Consider the following 20,905-nt stretch of genomic DNA (forward strand, 5'->3'; position numbering starts at 1 on the left):
CCGACACCGCGATGAAACAGTATCTCGACCTCGTTCAGTCCATCCTCGATCAGGGCGCCTGGCAGGAAAACCGCACCGGCGTGCGGACCCTGTCGATGCCCGGCGCCATGCTGCGCTTTGACCTGCAGCAGGGCTTTCCGGCGGTCACCACCAAGAAACTGGCCTTCAAGTCCGCCATCGGCGAACTGGTGGGCTTCATGCGGGGCGCGCGCAGCGCGGCGGACTTCCGGGCCTTGGGCTGCAAGGTCTGGGACCAGAATGCCAACGAAAACAGCCAATGGCTGGCCAATCCCTATCGCGAAGGCCCCGACGACCTGGGCCCGGTCTATGGCGTGCAATGGCGCCAGTGGCCGGCCTACAAGCTTTTGCCCGCCACGCGCCAGGCCCAGATCGACGACGCCCTCGGCCGGGGCTACGCACGCGTGGCCGAAGTCGTCGAAGACGGCGCGCCGCACGTGCTGCTCTACAAGGCCGTCGATCAGCTGCGGCAGTGTCTGGACACCATCCACCGCAACCCGGCGGACCGGCGCATCCTGTTTCATGGCTGGAATTGGGCGCAAATCGAAGAAATGGCGCTGCCGCCCTGCCATTTGCTTTATCAATTCCTGCCCAACGCCAGCACGGGCGAGATCTCGCTCTGCCTGTATATCCGCTCTAACGATGTCGGGCTGGGCACTCCCTTTAACCTCACCGAAGGCGCAGCCCTGCTGCATCTGGTGGGGCGCCTGACGGGCTACAAGCCGCGCTGGTTCACGTATTTCATTGGCGACGCGCACATCTACGAGAACCATCTGGACATGCTGCGCGAGCAGCTCACGCGCGAGCCGTACGAATCGCCCCGCCTGGTGCTGTCGGATCGCATCCCTGATTTCAGCCAGACCGGGCGCTATGAGCCCGAATGGCTGGAGCGCGTCGAGCCCGGCGACTTCACGCTCGAGGGCTATCGGCACCATGCGCCCCTGACCGCGCCGATGGCGGTGTAATCATGGCGACATTGATTCTCGTCGTCGCCTACGCCCGCAACCGCGTCATCGGGCGCGACAACACCCTGCCCTGGCGCCTGCCGGGCGACCTGGCGCACTTCAAGCGCACCACGCTGGGCCACCCCATCGTGATGGGCCGCAACACCTGGGAATCCCTGGGCCGTCCCTTGCCAGGACGCCAGAACATCGTGATCAGCCGCAATCCGGACTACCGGGCAGAGGGCGCCCTGGTCGTGCCCGACCTGCAGGCCGCGCTGGACGCTGCCCAGGCCGATGATGTCTACGTCATCGGCGGCGCGCAGATCTACACCCAGGCCCTCCCGCTGGCCCGCCGCATCGTCGCCACCGAGATCCAGGCCGATGTCGACGGCGACGCCTGGTTTCCGCTGCTGCCGGGGCATGCCTGGAAGGAAACCTCGCGCGACCCGCAACCCGAGGAAAACGGCTATCGCTATGACTTCGTGGTGTACGACCGGGCCGACTGACCCGGGCGCCTAGCCGCCGGCCCGGCGCATGAAGCGCCACAAGGCCGGTTTGCCGGCATACGCGACATTGAAACGCATCCAGGGTGTATCGGCCTGCCCGGCGTCGAAGTAGCAGCCCGGCGCCAGCCAGATGCCATCGCGCAGCGCCTCCTCGGCCACCGCCAGCGCGCCCTGCTCCCGGCCCGGCAGCCGGGCCCACAGAAACAGCCCGGCCTGCGGACGCGCAGCGATCTCCAGACCGCATTCATCCATCTGCCGCATGACCTGCGCATGCGCCTGGGCCAGGCGGTCACGCGTGCGCAGGATGTGCGCACGCAAACGCCCTTCGCGGATCACCTGGTGCACCACCCGCTCCATGATTTCGGGCGAGGTCAGGCCCACCGCCATTTTGGTGCGGGCGATATCGCGCGCCAGATCGCGGTGCGCAATGACGTAACCCACCCGCACCGAGGGGCTGATGATCTTGGAGTATCCGCCCAGATAGATCACACGCTCGGCGCCATCCAGCGCGGCCAGCAGCGGCGCCAGTTGCGGCTGCAGTTCGCGCGAAATATCGTCTTCGATGATCCAGTAGTCATGCCGGCTGGCCGATTGCAGCAAGCGAAAGGCGTTGGCCATGGGCAGCGACATGCCCGAAGGATTCTGCAGCACCGTATTGACGAACAATGCGCGCGGGCGATGGTCGCGCACGGCGGCATCGAGCGCATCGAGGTCCAGCCCGGCCTCGCCGCGCGGCACCACGACGGCCTTCATGCCGGCCAGGCGCAGCAACTGCAATAGATTGGCGTAACAGGGCTGCTCGACCAGCACGGTGTCGCCCGGGCGCAGTACGGTGCGTATGACCACATCCAAGCCATGCGTCACGCCCTGCGTCAGCACGACCTGATCGGCATCGGCCTGCAGCCCGTGCTGCGCCATGGCGGCCACCACGCTCTCGCGCAGCGGGGCGTAGCCCTGCGGATGCCCATAACCCGAAATACGCAATGCCGGCACCCGCCCCATGTGACGCAACGCCAGATGCAGGCCCTCCTCATTGAGCCATTCGCCGGGCAGCCAGCCGCAGCCGGCCTTGATGGGAATGGAGTGATCCGCATAGATATCCGACAGCAGCCAGTCGGTATTGAGCCGCGGCGGCACCCAGGCCGGTGGCCGGGGCGCGGCCGGGCGCGCGGGGGCCAGCACGCGGTAGCCGGACCCCGGGCGGGCGGCCAGCCAGCCCTGCGCGACCAGGCGGTGATAGGCGCTGGCAACGGTGAAGGTACTCAGCCCGTGCTCGCGCGCGAACTCCCGCACCGATGCTACGGGCATACCCGGACGCAAGACCTGTTGTTCGATGGCACGCGCGAACGCCTGCACGACCTGCTCCACCAGGGTGACGCCCTGTTTGCGCGACCGGTTAGGGGTGAATTCCATACGATTTCTGTACAGCTTTATAAATTTAGCCAATACGGTTTAGGACTTTTGACCTGATTGTATATTTTCATTCGGCCACCCGAGGCAGAGAATTCCCGGCATCCCCTATGAGCATGAGCCCGCAAGCGCCGTGCTGAGTCATTCCCCTGGAGCCCTGCCATGAACGCGCCCGCCGGCCTGCCCGACCTGTCCCATCTTTGGATGCCGTTTACGGCGAACCGCCAATTCAAGGCCGAGCCCCGCCTGCTGGCGCGCGCCAAGGGCATGCACTACACCGCGGTCGACGGCCGCGAGATTCTGGATGGCACGGCCGGACTGTGGTGCGTCAACGCCGGCCATGGCCGCGAGGAAATCGTGGCGGCCATCGCCAGGCAGGCAAGCGAACTCGATTACGCCCCGGGCTTTCAGCTCGGGCACCCGGGCGCCTTCGAGGCGGCCAACGCCGTGGCCGCCTTCATGCCCGAAGGTCTGGACCGGATTTTCTTCACCAACTCCGGCTCGGAGTCCGTGGACACGGCCCTGAAGATCGCGCTGGCCTACCACCGCGCGCGCGGCGAAGGCCAGCGCACGCGCCTGATCGGCCGCGAGCGCGGCTACCACGGTGTGGGCTTCGGCGGCATTTCGGTCGGCGGCATCGCGACCAACCGCAAGACCTTCTCGGGTGCGCTGCTGCCATCGGTCGACCACCTGCCGCATACCCACAATCTGGAGAAAAACGCCTTCACGCAGGGCCAGCCGGAATGGGGCGCGCATCTGGCCGACGATCTGGAGCGCCTGATCGCGCTGCATGACGCCTCGACCATTGCCGCGGTGGTGGTCGAACCCATGGCGGGCTCGACCGGCGTACTGGTTCCGCCCAAAGGATATCTGCAACGCCTGCGCGAGATCACCTCGCGCCACGGCATCTTGCTGATCTTCGACGAAGTCATCACGGCCTATGGCCGGCTGGGCTCGGCCACGGCGGCGGAGCACTTCGGCGTCACGCCCGACCTCATCACCATGGCCAAGGGCATCAGCAATGCCGCCGTACCGGCCGGTGCGGTTGCCGTGCGCCGCGAGGTCCACGACGCCATCATCAATGGCGCGCAAGGCGGTATCGAGTTTTTCCATGGCTATACCTACTCGGCCCACCCGCTGGCCACGGCGGCCATCCTGGCCACGCTGGATATTTACCGGCGCGAGCAATTGTTTGCCCGGGCACGCGAGCTGGCTCCCGCCTTCGAGCGCGCCGCGCATGGCTTGCGCGGCGCCAACCATGTCATCGACGTGCGCAACATCGGCCTGGTCGCCGGCATAGAGTTGGCGCCGCGGACCGGCGCGCCGGGCGCACGCGCCGCGCAGGCCTTCCAGAACTGCTTCGATCGCGGGCTGCTGGTGCGGTACACCGGCGATATTCTCGCCATCTCTCCGCCGCTCATCATCAATGAGGCGCAAATCACCGAAATCTTCGATACGATCGGCCAGGTTCTCAAGGAAATCGCCTGAGCCCGCAGCGCTCCCACCTCCGAACGCCACTATGAACAAGCTCAATCACTACATCAACGGCCAGCGTCACGAAGGCCGTGCCGGCCGCTACACCGAGGGCTACAACCCGGCCACCGGCGAAGTCATCAACTCCGTCGCGCTGGCCTCGGCCGAAGACGTGGGCACGGCCGTGGCCGCGGCCAAGGCCGCCTACCCCGCCTGGTCCGAAACGCCCGCGCTCAAGCGCGCCCGCATCCTGTTCAACTTCAAGGCCCTGCTGGACCAGCATCAGGACGAACTGGCCGCCCTCATCACGCGCGAGCACGGCAAAGTGTTCTCCGACGCCAAGGGGGAAGTCACCCGCGGCATCGAGGTGGTCGAATTTGCTTGCGGCATTCCGCAATTGCTCAAGGGCCAGTACAGCGACCAGATCGGCGGCGGCATCGACAACTGGAGCATGCGCCAGCCGCTGGGCGTGGTGGCCGGGATCACGCCCTTCAATTTCCCCATGATGGTGCCGTGCTGGATGTTCCCCGTGGCACTGGCCTGCGGCAACACCTTCATTCTCAAACCCTCCGAACGCGATCCCTCCGTATCGCTGCGCCTGGCCGAGCTCCTCAAGGAGGCCGGGCTGCCCGATGGCGTGTTCAACGTGGTGCAGGGCGACAAGATCGCCGTGGACGCGCTCATCGCCCACCCGGATGTGGAGGCGCTGTCCTTCGTCGGGTCGACGCCCATCGCCGAGTACATCTACGCCGAAGGCACGCGCCGGGGCAAACGCGTGCAGGCCCTGGGCGGCGCCAAGAATCACCTGGTGGTGATGCCTGACGCCGATCTGGATCAGGTCACCGACGCGCTCATGGGCGCGGCCTATGGCTCGGCCGGCGAACGCTGCATGGCCATCTCGGTCGCGGTGGTGGTCGGCGACGTGGCCGACAAAGTCATCGAGCGCCTCAAGCCCCGCGTGGCCGCCCTCATCGTCAAGGACGGCATGCAGGCCGACGCCGAAATGGGGCCGCTGGTCACCGCGCAGCATCGCAAGAAGGTGCTGGGTTACATCGAAGACGGCATTGCCGCCGGCGCCACGCTGGTGGCCGATGGCCGCGACCTGACGGTGCCCGGCAATGAGCAGGGCTTCTTCCTGGGCGGCACGCTGTTTGACCACGTCACGCCACAGATGAACGTCTACCGCGAAGAGATCTTCGGACCGGTGCTGTGCGTGGTGCGCGTGCCGGATTTCGCCGCGGCGGTCGAGCTCATCAACAGCCATGAATTCGGCAACGGCGTGTCCTGCTTCACGTCGGATGGCGGCATCGCACGCGCCTTCGCGCGCCAGATCAAGGTCGGCATGGTGGGCATCAACGTGCCCATCCCCGTGCCCATGGCGTGGCACTCCTTCGGCGGCTGGAAGCGCTCGCTGTTTGGCGACCACCACGCCTATGGCGAAGAAGGCGTGCGCTTCTATTCGCGCTACAAGAGCGTGATGCAGCGCTGGCCCGACAGCATCGCCAAAGGCGCGGAGTTCACCATGCCGGTCGCCAAGTAAAACCGGCTGGCAAAGGCGGGCCCCGGCCCGCCTTTTTCTATGCGGCGGACGGCGCGCATTCTTATGCTGCGTTCTTCCGCGAAGACGTTTCCCGAAGAGGTCTGGCAATGCGTATTGGCATAGGCGGTTTTCAGCACGAAACGAATACTTTCGCCCCCTCCCGGGCCGCGTGGGAAGATTTCGCGGACAAAGGCGGCGGCTGGCCCAAGCTGGTGAGCGGGCCAGCCCTGTTCGAGGCCGTCGCCGGCGCCAATATCCCCATCGCGGGCTTTATCGACGCGATGCGCGGCCACACCCTGCTGCCGACGACCTGGGCGGCGGCCAGCCCGTCGGGCCCGGTCACCCGCGATGCCTTCGAACGCATCAGCACCCTGATTCTGGAAGGCCTGCGCCAGGCCATGCCCCTGGACGGCGTCTACCTCGACCTGCACGGCGCGATGGTCACCGAGCACCTGGACGATGGCGAAGGCGAGTTGCTGCGCCGCGTGCGGGCGCTGATCGGCCCGGACATCCCGCTGGTGGCCAGCCTGGACCTGCACGCCAACGTGACACGCAACATGCTGCGCCACGCCGATGGCATGGTCTGTTATCGCACCTACCCGCATGTGGACATGGCCGACACGGGTGCCCGCAGCGCACGCTTTCTGCAACAGCGGCTCGACGGCATGCCACGGCCCTATGCCGCCTGGCGCAGCCTGCCCTACCTGATCTCGCTATGTTGGCAATCGACGGATATCGAGCCGGCGCGCAGCCTGTACCGCCTGCTCGATGAACTGGAAGGGCGCGCCGCCTTCAGCCTGTCTTTTGCCACCGGTTTTCCCGCCGCCGACTTCCCTGATTGCGCACCATCGGTCTGGGCCTACGGGCATAGCCAGAGCGACGCCGATGCGGCCGCCGATGAAATGACGCGCGCGGTCCTCAACGCCGAGGACGACTTTGGCGGACACCTCTACACCCCCGACGAAGCGGTGCTGGAAGCCATGCGCGTGGCCGGCTCGGCCACCAAGCCCGTGGTGATCGCCGATGCCCAGGACAACCCGGGCGCAGGCGGCAGTTCGGACACCACCGGCCTGTTGCGCGCCTTGATCCGCAACCGCGCCCGCCAGGCGGCCATCGGCCTGATCGTCGACCCCGAGGCGGCGCTTGCGGCGCATCGCGCGGGCGTGGGCAAGACAGTGCGCATTGCACTGGGTGGACACTCGGGTATTCCCGATGACGAGCCGCTGGTCGCGGACTTTATCGTCGAGAAGATTTCCGATGGCCGCTTCGACACGCATGGTCCTTTCTATCGCGGCTTTCACATGGATCTGGGGCCCAGCGCCTGCCTGCGCATCGACGATGTGCGCATTGTGGTGGCCAGCGTCAAGGTCCAGATGGCCGATCAGGAGATGTTCCGCTTTGCCGGCATAGAGCCGCAGCGCGCCGCCATTCTCGTGCTCAAGAGCACGGCGCATTTCCGCGCCGACTTCACCGGAATCGCCGATCGCATTCTCGTCTGCGCGGCACCGGGTTCCATGCTCATGGATGCGGCCAAACAACCGTGGACACGGCTGCGACACGGCATCAGAATGGCACCTTGCGGTCCGGAGTTCACGCATCCGACCGCGTGAAAACCCTTATCACCGCCGCGCGCGGTTCGTTCACAACAAAGGCGTCCGCAAGGCGCCTGCTTGCAGAATCAGGGGAATATCCATGTTGAAGATCGTTCGAGCGGCTTTCGTTGCAGGCGCAACGTTGATGGCGGCGCACGGCGCATATGCCGACACCACCATCAAGGCCGTCATGCATTCGCCTTTGCGCCTGACCGACCCGCATGCCACGACGGCGTACATCACGACCTGGCATGGCTACATGATCTACGACACCTTGCTGGCGACCGACGCGGACAACAAGATCCAGCCGCAGATGCTGGAGAAGTGGGAAGTCTCGCCCGATGGCAAGACCTACACCATGACCTTGCGCGACGGCCTGAAGTGGCACGACGGCAAGCCGGTCACTTCGGACGACTGTGTGGCTTCGATCAAGCGCTGGGCCGCCGGCGACGGCATGGGACGCACCCTGCTCAAGTTCACCGACAGCATCGAAAAGGTGGATGACAAGCACTTCCGCATTGTCATGAAAGAGCCCACGGATCTGGCGTTGCGCGCCCTGTCCAAGCCCACGGGCACGGCCGCCTTCATGATGCCCAAGCGCGTGGCCGACCAGCCCATCGGCCAGCCGATCACCGACATGACCGGTTCGGGTCCGTTCAAGGTGGCGGAGTTCAAGCCGGGCGTCAAGACGGTCTATGTCAAGAACGCCGATTACGTGCCGCGCAAAGAGCCGGCCAGCGGCCTGGCGGGCGGCAAAGTGGTCAACGTGGACCGCGTCGAATGGGAAGTCATGCCGGATGCGCTGACCACGGCCAACTCGCTGCTCAACGGCGAGATCGATTTCGTGGAGCAATTCCCCTACGACCTGCTGCCCATGGTCGAGGGCCACAAAGAGCTCAAGGAAGAGACCTTGAGCCCGGTGGGTTACTTCACGATGTACCGCTTCAATTTCAAGTATCCCCCGTTCGACAACAAGAAGATCCGCCAGGCCGCCATGTACGCCATCGGCCAGGAGGATGTCATGCGCGCGCTGGTCGGCAACCCCAAGTACTGGCAGACCTGCGCCTCGCTGTGGGGTTGCGGCACGCCGCTGCAAAGCGATATCGGCAAGGAAATGACCGTTCCGTCCAATATCGAGAAAGCCAAGGCGCTGCTCAAGGAGGCCGGCTACGACAACACCCCCATCCTCATCATGCATGCCACCGACGTCGGCACGCTCAGCGCTCAGCCGGTGGTGATGGCCCAGGCCCTGCGCAAGGCGGGCTTTAACGTCAATCTGCAGGCCATGGACTGGCAAAGCGTGGCCACGCGCCGCGCCTCCAAGGCCGCGCCCGCCGAAGGCGGCTGGAACATGCTGAACACCAACTGGTACGCCACCGACATCATGGATCCGGTGCGTTCGGCCCCCGCCGCGGCCAACGGCGACAACGCCTGGTTCGGCTGGCCCGATCTGCCGGAGATCGAAGCGCTGCGCACCAAATTCGCGCTGACCTCCGATCCGGCCGAGCAAAAGAAAATCGCCGACGAGGCGCAACGCGTCGGTATCGACGAAGGCCTCTACGTGCCGCTGGGCCAGATGGCCGTGCCGACGGTCTACTCCGACAAACTCAGCGGTCTGGTGCACGCCCCCGTCTTTGCTTTCTGGAACGTGAAGAAGGCCCCCTGATTCACGTCTTACTCGGCCCGCGCGCGGCGATGCGCGGGCCGGCCGCCGCGGCGGCCCATTCAAGGGGAAAACAATATGCTGGCTTTCGTATTGCGCCGGCTGCTGGCCACCATTCCGGTTCTCATCATGGTGGCGGTAGTCGTCTTTGCTATCTTGCGTTTCAGCCCGGGGGATCCGGCCATCATCATGGCCGGCGACGGCGCCACACCGGACCGTGTCGCGCAGATCCGCCAGACCATGGGGCTGGACCAGCCCCTGATCAAGCAGTTCTTCATCTGGGGCGGCAATCTGCTGCAAGGCGATATGGGCACCTCCCTGATGTCCGGTGTTCCCGTGCGGCAACTCATCGGCCAGCGCCTGGAACCGTCGCTCAGCTTGGCCGTGATCACGCTCATTCTTACGTTGATCATTGCCATTCCGCTGGGCGTGCTGGCGGCCTGGCGGCGCGGCAAGCTGCTCGACCGCATGGTCATGGGCTTTTCCGTACTGGGTTTTTCGGTGCCGGTATTCGTGACGGGCTACCTGCTCATCTGGGCTTTCGCGATCAAGCTGGGGTGGTTCAACGTCCAGGGCTACACACCGCTGGCGCAAGGCTTCTGGCCGTATCTGCACCGTCTGATCCTGCCCTCGCTGGCCCTGTCGACGGTCTACATCGCGCTGATCGCGCGCATCACGCGCACCAGTGTGATCGAAGTCATGGGAGAGGACTATATCCGCACCGCGCGGGCCAAAGGCCTGGGCGAGACCGGCGTTCTGCTGGGCCATGCGCTGCGTAACGCCGCCGTCCCCATCGCCACGGTGGTCGGCGTCGGGGTGGCGCTGCTGATCAGCGGCGTGGTGGTCACCGAGTCGGTCTTCAACATCCCTGGTCTGGGCCGTCTGGTCGTCGAAGCCGTGCTGGCGCGCGACTATCCCGTGATTCAGGGCCTGACTTTGTTCTTCGCCTTCGTTTACGTATTCATCAATCTGCTTGTCGATTGCGCCTATACGGTGTTCGACCCGCGCATCCGGTACTGAACATGCAGACAGACGCCCTGAACGATCACGCGCTGCCCGGCAGCGGCAGCCCGAACGCCGGCGCCTGGCAGCGCCTGCGCGCGGAACTGCGCAGCTGGCCCGTCCTGATTTCTCTGGCCATTCTCGTGCTGGTGGTGGCCGCCGCCGTGTTCGCCCCCTGGATAGGCACCACCGACCCGACCGCCATCAACCCGGGCGCCCGCCTCAAGCCCCCCTTTGGCGAATACTTCTTCGGCACCGACGCTTTCGGCCGCGATGTCTGGTCGCGCGTGGTCTACGGCGCACGCATCTCGCTGGTCGCGGGCCTGGGCGCGGCGCTCATCAGCGTGGGGCTGGGGCTGGTCATCGGCGTCATCGCCGGCTGGTTCCGCAGCCTGGACGGCATCATCATGCGCACCATGGACGCCATCATGGCCATCCCCGGCATTTTGCTGGCCATCGCCCTGGTGTCGGTCGGCGGCGCCAGCCTGACGACGGTGCTCGTGGCCATCACCATCCCGGAGATCCCGCGTGTGGTGCGCCTGGTGCGCGGCCAGATCCTGAGCGTGCGTGAAGAGCCTTATGTCGAGGCCGCGCTGGCGCTGGGCACCCCGCTGCCCTTGCTGCTGTGGCGGCACATGGTGCCCAGCACCATTGCGCCCCTCACCGTGCAGGGCACCTACGTCTTCGCCTCAGCCATGCTGACCGAGGCCATCCTGAGTTTCCTCGGCGCGGGCATCCCGCCCGAGATTCCCTCCTGGGGCAACATCATGTCCGAAGGCCGCATGTACTTCCGCATGCTGCCCGGGCTGATTCTTTTCCCCGGGCTGATGCTGTCGCTGACCGTGCTGTCGGTCAACATGCTGGGCGACGCCCTGCGCGACGCGCTCGACCCCAAGATGGTCCGACGGAGCTGATCATGCACACCTCTTCCAGCGATGCCGTCCTGTCCATCCAGCACCTCACCGTGCAGGTACAGGGCGCTGGCACTTGCGTCGTGAACGACCTCAGCCTGCAAGTCCGGCCCGGTGAAACGGTCTGTGTCGTGGGCGAGTCCGGTTCCGGCAAGTCCGTGACCTCGCTCGCCACGATGGGCCTGTTGCCGCCCGGGGTGCTCAAGGTGCAACGCGGCAGCATCCAGGTCGACGGCGAGGACGTCGTGCAGGCCACGCCGCGCCGCCTGCGCCAGATGCGCGCCACCCACATGGCCATGGTGTTTCAGGAGCCCATGACGGCGCTCAACCCGGTGCACACCGTGGGCCGCCAGGTCGATGAGGTGCTGCGGCTGCACCGCAAGCAGATGAGTCGCGCGCAACGCCACGATAAGGTGCTGGACATGTTCCGGTCGGTGCATCTGCCCGATGTCGAACGCGTCTACGACTCCTATCCGCACCAGCTCTCGGGCGGCCAGCGCCAGCGCATCGTCATCGCCATGGCGCTCATCCTCGAGCCCCGCCTGCTGATCGCCGACGAGCCCACCACGGCCCTCGACGTCACCACGCAAAAGCAAATCCTGGCGCTCATCAAGGAGCTGCAGGACAAGCACGGCACGGCCGTGCTGTTCATCACGCACGACTTCGGCGTAGTGGCCGAGATCGCCGACCATATCGTGGTGATGAACCGCGGCAATCTCGTCGAGGCCGGCACCCGCGACGACATCCTGGCGCGGCCCCGTCAGGAGTACACCCGGCGCCTGGTGTCCTCCGTGCCCAGCCTGGTGCCCACCGAACGCGCCGCCCCCGATGGGCAGCCGGTGCTGCATGTCCAGAAGCTCGGGCGCACCTACTCCAGCAAACGCGGCCTGCTTGGCTCGGCCGGCCACTCGGTCGTGGCGGCCACCGACGTCAATCTCACGCTGCGCCGCGGCGAGATCCTCGGCATCGTGGGCGAATCCGGCTCGGGCAAGTCCACCGTCGCACGCTGCATCATGCGTTTGATCGAGCCGACCGAAGGCTCGCTGTGCCTGGGCGGCGAGGACGTCGCGCGCGTACAAGGCGCGGCACTGCGGCCCTTGCGCCGCCGCATTCAGATCGTGTTTCAGGATCCCTATCGCTCGCTCAATCCCCGGCGGCCGGTGGGCGAATCCATCATCGAGGGCCTGCTCAACTTCGGCACGCCGCGCGCGCAGGCCGAAGCGCGCGCGGCCGAGATGCTGCGCGTGGTCGGCCTGAGCCCGGACGTGATGCAGCGCTACCCCCATCAATTCTCCGGCGGCCAACGCCAGCGCATCTGCATTGCGCGCGCACTGGTCATGGAGCCGGAGGTGCTGGTGGCCGACGAGGCCGTGTCGGCCCTGGACGTCTCCGTGCAGGCCCAAGTCCTCGATTTGCTCGAAGAGGTGCGCCAGCGCACCGGCGTGGGCGTGCTCTTCATCACGCATGACCTGCGGGTGGCGGCCCAGATCTGCGACACCATCATGGTGATGCAAAGCGGGCGCGTCGTGGAAACCGGCAGCGCCGCCACCGTCCTGACCCAGCCTCAACACCCCTATACGCGCGCCTTGATCGACGCGGCGCCAGGCCGGGGTTGGGACTTCCGTCATTTCCGTCCTCTGCAGACGGCCGCCTGAGCCGCCCGCACAGCATGGCCGGCCGCCGGGGCCGGCCCCCATCAGAAAGAAGGAGCAGTAAATGCGTTGGCTGTTGGCAATGATCAAGCACGAGACCAATACTTTCTCTCCCGTGCCTACGCCGCTTGCGCGTTTTTTCCGCGGCAATCCGGAGATCCTGTCGGGCGACAGCGCGATACGCGCCTACGAGAACACCGACAGTGGCCTGGGCGGCTATATCGAGGTGGCGCGGCGCGAGGGCGCGCAGATGGTGGTGCCGGTGGCGGCCGAATCCTGGCCCAGCTCGCCCACCGACGCGGCCACGCACGAAAGGCTGTGCGGCCTGATTCTGGACGAAGTGCGCAAGGGCGGGTATGACGCCATCTTGCTGGATCTGCATGGCGCCATGGTCGCCGAAGGCGTGGAGGATGCCGAAGGCGATCTGCTGCGCCGGCTGCGCGAAATCGACCCCCACACGCCGGTGGGCGTGACGCTGGACATGCACGCCAACCTCTACGAAGACATCGTCAAGAACGCCACGGTGATCACGGGCTTCCACACCTATCCGCACGTCGACATCCGCGAAAGCGGCGTGCGCGCCGCCGATGTCATCGTGCGCACCCTCAAAGGCGAGATCAAACCTGTCATGCGCTGGGGCAATGTCCCCATGCTGCCGCACATCATGTGCCAGGGCACGCACGCCGATCCGAACAAATCGCTGCAGGCGCGCTGTATCGAGCTCGAGCAAGGCGCCGTGCTGGCCGCCTCGGTCTTCGTCGGGTTTCCTCATGCGGACATCAGCGAGGCCGGGCTGTCGGCCGTGGTCTGCACCGATGACAATGCCGCGGCGGCCGAACAGTATCGCGACGAACTGCTCGACACGGCCTGGACGCGCCGTGAGCAATGGGTGTTCCATCCCGAACCGCTGGAGCCCACGATCGCGCATGCCAAGACCCTGACCGAAGGGCCGGTCGTGCTGCTGGATCACTTCGACAACACCGGCTCGGGCGGCACCATGGACACCACGGCCGTTCTGGCCGAAATCCTGCGCCAGGGCCTGGAGAACGTGGCCTTCTATGCGCTTTGCGACCCGCAAGCCGCCGAGGCCGCGGCCGCGGCGGGCGTAGGCCAGACCATCACGCTCGAGGTGGGCGGCAAAGTAGCCATGCCGGCCCTGAAGGTCCAGAGCGCGCCGCTGACGGTCACCGGCCGCGTCAAGCTGGTCTTCGACGGGGTGTATCTGAACCGCGGCCCCATGTACCGGGGCGTGCGCAACGACACCGGGCTGACGGTAGTACTGGACACGGGCAAGGTGGAGATCGTCATCGTCTCGCGCCATCAGGAGCCTTTCGACATCAATTGCCTGCTGTCGGCCGGCATCGATCCCTTGCAGAAGCGCTACGTCGTGCTGAAGTCACGCGTGCATTGGCGGGCCGGTTTCGCCGCGATGGCCAGCGCCATCATCGAATGCACCGGCGTCGGCGTCACGACGTCGGATTACAGCCAGATTGATTTCAAACACGTCAGGCGGCCCATCTACCCGCTCGACGCCATGTGAGCCAAGCACCCCCGCGCTATACTTTCTCGGGTTTACCCTTGCCGCGATGCGGCAAGGGGCCGGCGCAGCAGGCGTCAACAACACCAACGAGGAAGAATATGAAAAAAGGCGTAGCGATAGGCGCTGGCGTAATCGTAGTGGTGGTGGGCGCCTGGCTCGGGGGCACGTGGTACACCGGCGAGCGCCTGGCCGACGAAAGCCAGGCACGGCTGGATGAAGTCAATGCCTACCTGGACGCCACCTACCCCGGCACCGGCCTGAAAGTCGAACAGCTTGCGTTCGAGCGCGGGTTTTTCTCCACCTCGGCGCGCTATGGCCTGGTGGCCACGGCGCTGCCTGGCAGCCCCCTCAAACCCGGCGAGCGCCTGGAATTCGATGCCCGCATCGATCACGGCCCCCTGCCGGCCGGCGCGCTGGCCCAGGGCCATTTGCTGCCGTCGATGGCCTTTGTCCACACCGCCATGGCCGACACCGAGGCCGCGCGCCCCTTCTTTACGGCGGCGCAGGGCAAGAACCCCCTGATCACCGATCTGGTGCTCGCCTACGGCGGCAGTGCCGCGGTCAAGGCCGAGGCGGCCGCGCTGAAATGGGCCGACCCGCAAGTGGATTTCGGCGGTGCGCGCTTCGAAGGCGATATCGGCAAGAATCTCAGCAGCATGAAAGGGCAGTTGCAGGCCCAGCCCATCGCGATCTTCCTGCCGCGCGACGAGCGCATGCCGGCCACCCAGATCATGCTGGGCAACAGCCGCACGGAAGTCGATGGCAAGAAGGGCCAGTATGGTTATCAGATCGGCACCAGCAACCTGCATATCGACCGCGTGGAAATCCGATCGCAGGGCGAGGCAGGCACCTGGCTGAGCGAAGACGTCAACTACAAGGGCGTCGTCAAGGAGGATGACCGCTTCCTCAACGGGCAGGTCGAATTCTCCGCCGACAAACTCGTCTTCAATGGCGCCGCGCTCGGCAGCCAGCACGGCACGATGAAATTCTCCCGGCTCGATGGCGCCAAGCTCAAGGCCGTCAACGAGGTCTATCTGCGGCTGGCCAACGAGGCGGCCGCTCAAGGCCGCAGGCGCGGTGAGTTCAGCCCCGAACAGACGCAGCAGTTGGCCCAGGCGGCCGCGCCCTTGCTGGCTGACAATCCCACGCTGGCCCTGGAACCCTTCGCCTGGAAGAACGACAAAGGCGAGAGCCGGCTCAACCTGACGGTCACGCTGGCCCAACCCGTCAATCCTCAGGCCCAGGGCAGCGAGCTCATGCGCGAGCTGATCAAAAAGCTCGACGCACGGCTGGTGCTGAACAAGCCCATGATGACCGCGCTGGGCACCTCGGTGATCCAGATGCAAGGCAAGAGCGAAGAAGAAGCCGCCACACTGGCCGCGCGCCAGGTCAACAACCTCGCCGGCATCGCCCTGATGCTGAACCTGGGCCGTGCCGAAGGCGAAGACATCGTGGGCACGCTGCAGTACGGCGACGGCAAGCTCAACCTCAACGGTCGCGAGATGCCCACCGACGCCGTGCTGGGCGCCCTGCCCCACTGAACGCGCCGCCCTGCCGTCCGGCTGCGTTTCTGCGCGCCTTGGCCGCACCGGACGGTGTTTTGCAATTTGACATGGCTGGTAACCGGCCACGGTACTGTCGCGCAGCGGCCATGGCTATACTCGCCGCGGACTGAACCCGGGCCGCGTGCGCGCGCCGCGTGATTACTCAGGAACACCAAAATGAAGAAAAGCGTTGCAATCACCTCAGGCGTGATCATCGTGGCAGTGGGCGCCTGGCTCGGCGCCACGTGGTACACCGGCAAGCGCATCGAAGCGCAGACGCATCAGTATCTGGCCCAGGCCAACGACAAACTGGCCGCCGCCGTGCCCGGCGTGGGTATCCGCATCGAGCAGGATCGCTATGAGCGCGGTTTTTTCCACAGCCAGGCGCGCTACACGATTACGTTCACGACGGAAAAAACCGAAGAAGACAACAAACCGCTGACCATCGCCGTCGTCAGCGATATCGAGCATGGCCCCTTCCCCGCGGGGGCCCTCAAGCGCGGCAAGTGGCTGCCTCAGCTGGCCTTCGTCCACTCGCAGCTGGACAACAACGATGTGGTCAAGCCCTTCTTTGATATGGCGCAAGGCAAGCCGCCGCTCTGGAGCGATACCATCCTGAGCTATGACGGCAAGGCCGACGGCACCGGCGGCGTCGCCGCGCTCAGTTTCAAGGATGACCGGGGCGCGTTCCATTTCAGCGGCGCCACGGTCCACTCGGTCTACGACAACCACGACCAGAGCGTCAAAGGCCGTATCGAAGCCGATGAGCTCAAGCTCGACGTGGTCGAGGACGGCGATCAGGTCCATGCCCGCATCAGCGGCGTGGGCATGGATATCGACAGCCACATGGGCAAGTTCGGGCTGTCCGTCGGCACCTCGGCGCTGCTGGTCAAAACGCTCGAAGTCTCCTCGCCCGGGCTGGGCTCGACGCTCACCCTGGACAACCTGGGCTACGCTCTGGACATCAGCGAGGACGACACCTTCGTGGCCGGCAAGGCCGTGTACAAGGTCGGCAAGCTCGCCGTGGGCAAGGACGATTTCGGCGGCGGCGAACTGGCCTTGTCGGTGGCCCATCTGGACGGCCAGACCATGAAGGTTTTCTCCGACACGTACAAGCAGATGGTGCGCGGCCTGATGGCCGGGCGCGGCACGGACGAAGGCCTGCGCGACGAGCAGATCGCCTCCCTGATGGAAAACGGCGGCAAGCTGCTGGCCGCCAAGCCCAGCCTCGCCATCGACCAGCTCGTCTGGCGCAACAGCGCGGGCGAAAGCCGGTTCAGCCTCAAGCTGGACCTGGCCAAGCCGCAAAGCGAGGCCGGCGACGACTTCATCCAGAGCGGCGCGGAGTTCGTGCAGAAAGCGATCAAGCGCATCGACGCCAATCTACTGATCTCCAAGCCCATGGCCATTGCCCTGACCGAACAGTTTCTGCGCCTGCGCGGCGCGGACGCCGAGTCGGCCAAGCAAGAGGCCGAAGAGAATATCCAGGCCGTGGCCGGCATGGCCGAAATGATGAATCTGGGCCGCAATGACGGCGACAACATCGTCAGCAAGTTCAACTATGCCGATGGCCGGGGCGAACTCAATGGCAAGGAAGTGCCCGTCAAGGAATGGCTGGCCGATCTGGCCAACGCGGGCGGCGACACCATGGACGACGACGACGAGTCGCCGGTCGTCGATGAGCTGGACGCGGAAACCGTGGCGGACATCATCGATGCCGCCGGCTATGAGTACGGCTACAACGAAGACAAGAAGATCTTCACCGTGCTGGCAGAGGAACTCTCCCCCACCGATATCACCGTGGCGCTGATCTGCGCGCCGGACTGCGACAAGCTGCGTCTGACCGCCGTCTATGGCGACCAGCCGCCGCCGTCGGCCGCTGTCATCAAGCAATGGAATGCCGAGTACAGCAGCTTCGGCCAGGCCTCGCTGAACAAGCGCGGCAAGGCCATGCTGCAGTACGAGGTCGACGTCTCGGAAGGCATGTCCCTGGACACCATCCAGATGTTCCTGGAAACCTTTCTGGCGGTGGCGGACGACTTCCCCCAGCCGCCTGACGACCAATAAGCCGCACGGCCTGAACGCGCCCACCGGGGCGCGTTTTTTTATGCCTGGATACCGCCGCCTCAAATGACCGGGGCCCCGGCTCTGACGAGCAGGGGCCCCGGTCAGACCGAAACGAAACGATCAGAGATAGGCTTCCATGGGCAGGCAAGCGCACACGAGGTTGCGATCGCCATAGGCATTATCCACCCGCGCCACGGGCGGCCAGTACTTGGCCTCGCGCAGCGTGGCGACCGGATAGGCGGCCTGCTGGCGCGGATAGTCGTGGTCCCACTCATCGGCCAGCAACATCTGCGCAGTATGCGGCGCGTTCTTCAGGACGTTGTCCTCACGATCGCGCTCGCCACGCTCGATCTGGGCGATCTCGGCGCGGATGGCGACCATCGCATCGATGAAACGCTCGAGCTCGGCCAGTCCTTCGGACTCGGTCGGCTCGACCATGAGCGTGCCAGCCACCGGGAAGCTCATGGTCGGCGCGTGGAAGCCATAATCCATCAGGCGCTTGGCAATGTCTTCGGCGCTCACGCCGCTGCTGTCCTTGAGCGGACGCACGTCCAGAATGCATTCGTGCGCCACACGGCCGTGACGGCCCGCGTACAGCACCGGATAGTGCTCACGCAGGCGCGTGGCCACGTAGTTGGCGTTCAGGATGGCCACTTCGGTGGCGCGGCGCAGCCCTTCGGCCCCCATCAGGGCGATATAAACGAAGGGAATGGCCAGGATGCCGGCCGAACCATAGGGCGCAGCCGACACCGGGCCCACCTTGGCCTGGGCGTCCAGCTTGCCTTGCTCATTGACCACGCCCGGCAGATAGGGCGCCAGGTGAGCACGAACCGCCACCGGACCCACGCCGGGGCCGCCGCCGCCATGCGGGATGCAGAACGTCTTGTGCAGGTTCAGGTGCGACACATCGGAGCCGAACTTGCCCGGTTTGGCCACGCCCACCATGGCATTCATGTTGGCGCCGTCGAGATAGACCTGGCCGCCGGCCGCATGCACGCGTTCGCAGATCTCGGTGACCGCTTCTTCGAACACGCCGTGTGTCGAAGGATAGGTGATCATGAGGGCCGCCAGACGGTCGCCGACTTGCTCGATCTTGGCCTGCAGGTCGGCCAGATCGACGTTGCCCTGCGCGTCGGAGGCCACCACGACCACGTCCATGCCGGCCAGTTGCGCCGAGGCCGGGTTGGTGCCGTGCGCCGAAGCCGGAATCAGGCAGACGTTGCGCTGATGCTCGCCACGCGCCTGATGGTAGCCGCGAATGGCCAGCAGGCCGGCGTACTCGCCCTGCGCGCCGGAGTTGGGCTGCAGGCTGATGTTGTCGTAGCCGGTGATCTCGCACAACGCCGCCGACAGGCGATCGATGAGCTCGCGGTAGCCCGTGGTCTGCGCGGCCGGCGCAAACGGGTGGATCAGCGCGAACTCCGGCCAGGTGATGGGGATCATCTCGGCCGTGGCATTGAGCTTCATGGTGCACGAGCCCAGCGGGATCATGCTGCGATCCAGCGCCAGGTCCTTGTCGGCGAGCTTGCGCAGGTAGCGCAGCATGTCGGTTTCGGATTGCACGCTGGAGAAAATCGGGTGCGCCAGGATGGGCGAGGTGCGCACGGTGCCCGGCGGCAGCGCGGCGCCGGCCTCGGCCGCCAGCGACTGGCTGTCCAGGCGCGCGGCCGGCTTGCCCACGGCAGCGGCGAACACATCGACCAGCGCCTGCAGATCCTCGAGCGTGACGGTTTCGTCCAGCGACACCGCCACCTGAGCGTCGTTGACGCGGCGCAGATTGATCTGCGCGCCTTCGGCGGCGGCCACGATGGCCGCGGTCGATGCGCCGGCTTGGATCAGCAAGGTGTCGAAATAGCTGTCGTTCTGCACCGTCAGGCCCAAGGCCAGCAGTTGTTCGCGCAGCGCGCCGGTAAAGCTGTGAACCCGCGTGGCAATGCGGCGGATGCCCGCCGGGCCATGCCAGACGGCGTACAAGCCGGCCATCACCGCCAGCAGCACCTGCGCCGTGCAGATGTTCGAGGTGGCCTTTTCGCGGCGGATGTGCTGCTCGCGCGTTTGCAGCGCCAGGCGCAAGGCCGGATTGCCCTGGGCGTCCTTGGACACGCCCACCAGGCGGCCAGCCATATTGCGCTTGAACGCGTCGCGGCATGCCATGAAGCCGGCGTGCGGGCCGCCGAAGCCGAAAGGCACGCCGAAGCGCTGAGCGGTGCCGATGGCGATGTCGGCGCCCCACTCGCCCGGCGGCGTCAGCAGCGCCAGGGCCAGCAGATCGGTCGCGCACGCGACCACGGCGCCCTGCGCATGCGCGGCCTCGGCCAGATCACGATAATTGACCACGCCGCCCAGGCTGTGCGGGTATTGCAGCAACACGCCAAAACACTCGGGCAAGCCTTGCGCTTCGTCACCGATGACGATCTCGATGCCCAGGCCCTCGGCGCGCGTGCGCACGACTTCGATGGTCTGGGGATGGCAGTGCTGCGAAATGAAGAAGACCTGGCTTTTGGACTTGGCGCCCCGGCGCGCCAGCGTCATGGCTTCGGCCGCGGCCGTGCCCTCATCCAGCAACGAGGCATTGGAGATGTCCAGCCCCGTCAGGTCGGCGACCATGGTCTGGTAGTTGAGCAACGCCTCCAGGCGGCCTTGCGAAATTTCGGGCTGGTAGGGCGTGTAAGCCGTGTACCAGGCGGGATTCTCGAGCACGTTGCGCAGCACCACATTGGGCGTGTGCGTGCCGTAATAACCCTGGCCGATATAGTTGCGGAACACCTTGTTGCGCGCGGCCACCTGTTTGAGTTCGGCCAGCACGTCCGGCTCGCTGCGCGAGGCCGGCAGCGCCAGCGGCGCCTCGTTGCGGATACGGGGCGGAACGACTTCCTCGATCAGGGCATCCAGGCTGGCGCAGCCGATGACGGCCAGCATTTTGGCCTGATCGGCATCGGATGGGCCGATATGGCGGGGGATGAAGTCGGAGTGGGTGTCTAGGGCGCGCGACATGGTGTTCTCGAAAATTCGGGTAAGGCGCGGGCCGCGGCCCGCGCGGCCG

Annotated in this window: 14 protein-coding genes; 12 read left to right on the plus strand and 2 right to left on the minus strand. The window is 65.8% G+C overall.

All coding sequences use genetic code 11. The annotated features are described in order from the left end of the window. Positions 1–11: 11 nt before the first annotated feature. Positions 12–983 (plus strand): thymidylate synthase, encoded by a 972-nt coding sequence (locus CAL22_RS18185; protein WP_094815635.1) that lies wholly within the window; start codon positions 12–14, stop codon positions 981–983. Positions 984–985: 2 nt separating this feature from the next. Further along, positions 986–1,468: a dihydrofolate reductase gene (locus tag CAL22_RS18190; protein ID WP_094815636.1), complete on the plus strand. Its 483-nt coding sequence runs from the start codon at positions 986–988 to the stop codon at positions 1,466–1,468. A 9-nt stretch (positions 1,469–1,477) separates the two neighbouring features. Here CAL22_RS18190 and CAL22_RS18195 read toward each other — a convergent pair whose 3' ends face one another. After that, the gene (locus CAL22_RS18195; RefSeq protein WP_094815637.1) at positions 1,478–2,881 is read right to left on the minus strand and encodes a PLP-dependent aminotransferase family protein; all 1,404 of its coding nucleotides are present in this window, start codon (positions 2,879–2,881) and stop codon (positions 1,478–1,480) included. Positions 2,882–3,040: 159 nt separating this feature from the next. Between CAL22_RS18195 and CAL22_RS18200 the strand changes: the two genes are divergently transcribed. The 10 genes from CAL22_RS18200 (at position 3,041) to CAL22_RS18245 (ending at position 17,862) form a co-directional block, all read left to right on the plus strand. After that, positions 3,041–4,366: an aspartate aminotransferase family protein gene (locus tag CAL22_RS18200; protein ID WP_167383685.1), complete on the plus strand. Its 1,326-nt coding sequence runs from the start codon at positions 3,041–3,043 to the stop codon at positions 4,364–4,366. 31 nt (positions 4,367–4,397) lie between these two features. Continuing rightward, positions 4,398–5,891 (plus strand): CoA-acylating methylmalonate-semialdehyde dehydrogenase, encoded by a 1,494-nt coding sequence (locus CAL22_RS18205; protein ID WP_094815638.1) that lies wholly within the window; start codon positions 4,398–4,400, stop codon positions 5,889–5,891. 107 nt (positions 5,892–5,998) lie between these two features. Next, complete coding sequence (locus tag CAL22_RS18210) at positions 5,999–7,501, plus strand: M81 family metallopeptidase (protein WP_094815639.1); 1,503 nt, start codon at positions 5,999–6,001, stop codon at positions 7,499–7,501. An 82-nt stretch (positions 7,502–7,583) separates the two neighbouring features. Further along, a complete protein-coding gene (locus CAL22_RS18215; RefSeq protein ID WP_094815640.1) occupies positions 7,584–9,149 on the plus strand; it encodes an ABC transporter substrate-binding protein in 1,566 nt (521 codons plus the stop codon). Between the two features lie 75 nt (positions 9,150–9,224). Continuing rightward, the gene (locus tag CAL22_RS18220; RefSeq protein ID WP_094815641.1) at positions 9,225–10,166 is read left to right on the plus strand and encodes an ABC transporter permease; all 942 of its coding nucleotides are present in this window, start codon (positions 9,225–9,227) and stop codon (positions 10,164–10,166) included. A 2-nt stretch (positions 10,167–10,168) separates the two neighbouring features. Beyond that, positions 10,169–11,062, plus strand: coding sequence for an ABC transporter permease (locus tag CAL22_RS18225; RefSeq protein WP_167383686.1), 894 nt, complete (start codon positions 10,169–10,171; stop codon positions 11,060–11,062). A 2-nt stretch (positions 11,063–11,064) separates the two neighbouring features. Then, positions 11,065–12,714 carry an ABC transporter ATP-binding protein gene (locus tag CAL22_RS18230; RefSeq protein WP_094815642.1) on the plus strand — a complete coding sequence of 550 codons (1,650 nt, stop codon included), beginning with the start codon at positions 11,065–11,067 and terminating at the stop codon, positions 12,712–12,714. 61 nt (positions 12,715–12,775) lie between these two features. Beyond that, positions 12,776–14,251, plus strand: coding sequence for a M81 family metallopeptidase (locus tag CAL22_RS18235; RefSeq protein WP_094815643.1), 1,476 nt, complete (start codon positions 12,776–12,778; stop codon positions 14,249–14,251). Positions 14,252–14,349: 98 nt separating this feature from the next. Beyond that, positions 14,350–15,792 (plus strand): YdgA family protein, encoded by a 1,443-nt coding sequence (locus tag CAL22_RS18240; RefSeq protein WP_094815644.1) that lies wholly within the window; start codon positions 14,350–14,352, stop codon positions 15,790–15,792. A gap of 180 nt (positions 15,793–15,972) precedes the next feature. After that, entirely contained in the window at positions 15,973–17,862 is a 1,890-nt protein-coding gene (locus CAL22_RS18245) for a DUF945 family protein (RefSeq protein WP_094815645.1), read from the plus strand. Between the two features lie 120 nt (positions 17,863–17,982). Here CAL22_RS18245 and gcvP read toward each other — a convergent pair whose 3' ends face one another. Then, positions 17,983–20,856, minus strand: coding sequence for an aminomethyl-transferring glycine dehydrogenase (gene gcvP / locus CAL22_RS18250; protein WP_094815646.1), 2,874 nt, complete (start codon positions 20,854–20,856; stop codon positions 17,983–17,985). Between the last annotated feature and the right edge of the window lie 49 nt (positions 20,857–20,905).

Origin of the sequence: Bordetella genomosp. 12, from assembly GCF_002261355.1 — a bacterium.
Classification (GTDB): Bacteria; Pseudomonadota; Gammaproteobacteria; order Burkholderiales; family Burkholderiaceae_B; genus Bordetella.

Excerpts from the sequence above, each read along its gene's own strand:
- CAL22_RS18210 (WP_094815639.1), top strand. The coding sequence starts at position 5,999 with ATGCGTATTGGCATAGGCGGTTTTCAGCACGAAACGAATACTTTCGCC.
- CAL22_RS18205 (WP_094815638.1), top strand. The coding sequence starts at position 4,398 with ATGAACAAGCTCAATCACTACATCAACGGCCAGCGTCACGAAGGCCGT.
- CAL22_RS18225 (WP_167383686.1), top strand. The coding sequence starts at position 10,169 with ATGCAGACAGACGCCCTGAACGATCACGCGCTGCCCGGCAGCGGCAGC.
- CAL22_RS18235 (WP_094815643.1), top strand. The coding sequence starts at position 12,776 with ATGCGTTGGCTGTTGGCAATGATCAAGCACGAGACCAATACTTTCTCT.
- CAL22_RS18195 (WP_094815637.1), bottom strand. The coding sequence starts at position 2,881 with ATGGAATTCACCCCTAACCGGTCGCGCAAACAGGGCGTCACCCTGGTG.
- CAL22_RS18230 (WP_094815642.1), top strand. The coding sequence starts at position 11,065 with ATGCACACCTCTTCCAGCGATGCCGTCCTGTCCATCCAGCACCTCACC.
- CAL22_RS18185 (WP_094815635.1), top strand. The coding sequence starts at position 12 with ATGAAACAGTATCTCGACCTCGTTCAGTCCATCCTCGATCAGGGCGCC.
- CAL22_RS18240 (WP_094815644.1), top strand. The coding sequence starts at position 14,350 with ATGAAAAAAGGCGTAGCGATAGGCGCTGGCGTAATCGTAGTGGTGGTG.
- CAL22_RS18245 (WP_094815645.1), top strand. The coding sequence starts at position 15,973 with ATGAAGAAAAGCGTTGCAATCACCTCAGGCGTGATCATCGTGGCAGTG.
- CAL22_RS18200 (WP_167383685.1), top strand. The coding sequence starts at position 3,041 with ATGAACGCGCCCGCCGGCCTGCCCGACCTGTCCCATCTTTGGATGCCG.
- CAL22_RS18215 (WP_094815640.1), top strand. The coding sequence starts at position 7,584 with ATGTTGAAGATCGTTCGAGCGGCTTTCGTTGCAGGCGCAACGTTGATG.
- CAL22_RS18190 (WP_094815636.1), top strand. The coding sequence starts at position 986 with ATGGCGACATTGATTCTCGTCGTCGCCTACGCCCGCAACCGCGTCATC.
- CAL22_RS18220 (WP_094815641.1), top strand. The coding sequence starts at position 9,225 with ATGCTGGCTTTCGTATTGCGCCGGCTGCTGGCCACCATTCCGGTTCTC.
- gcvP (WP_094815646.1), bottom strand. The coding sequence starts at position 20,856 with ATGTCGCGCGCCCTAGACACCCACTCCGACTTCATCCCCCGCCATATC.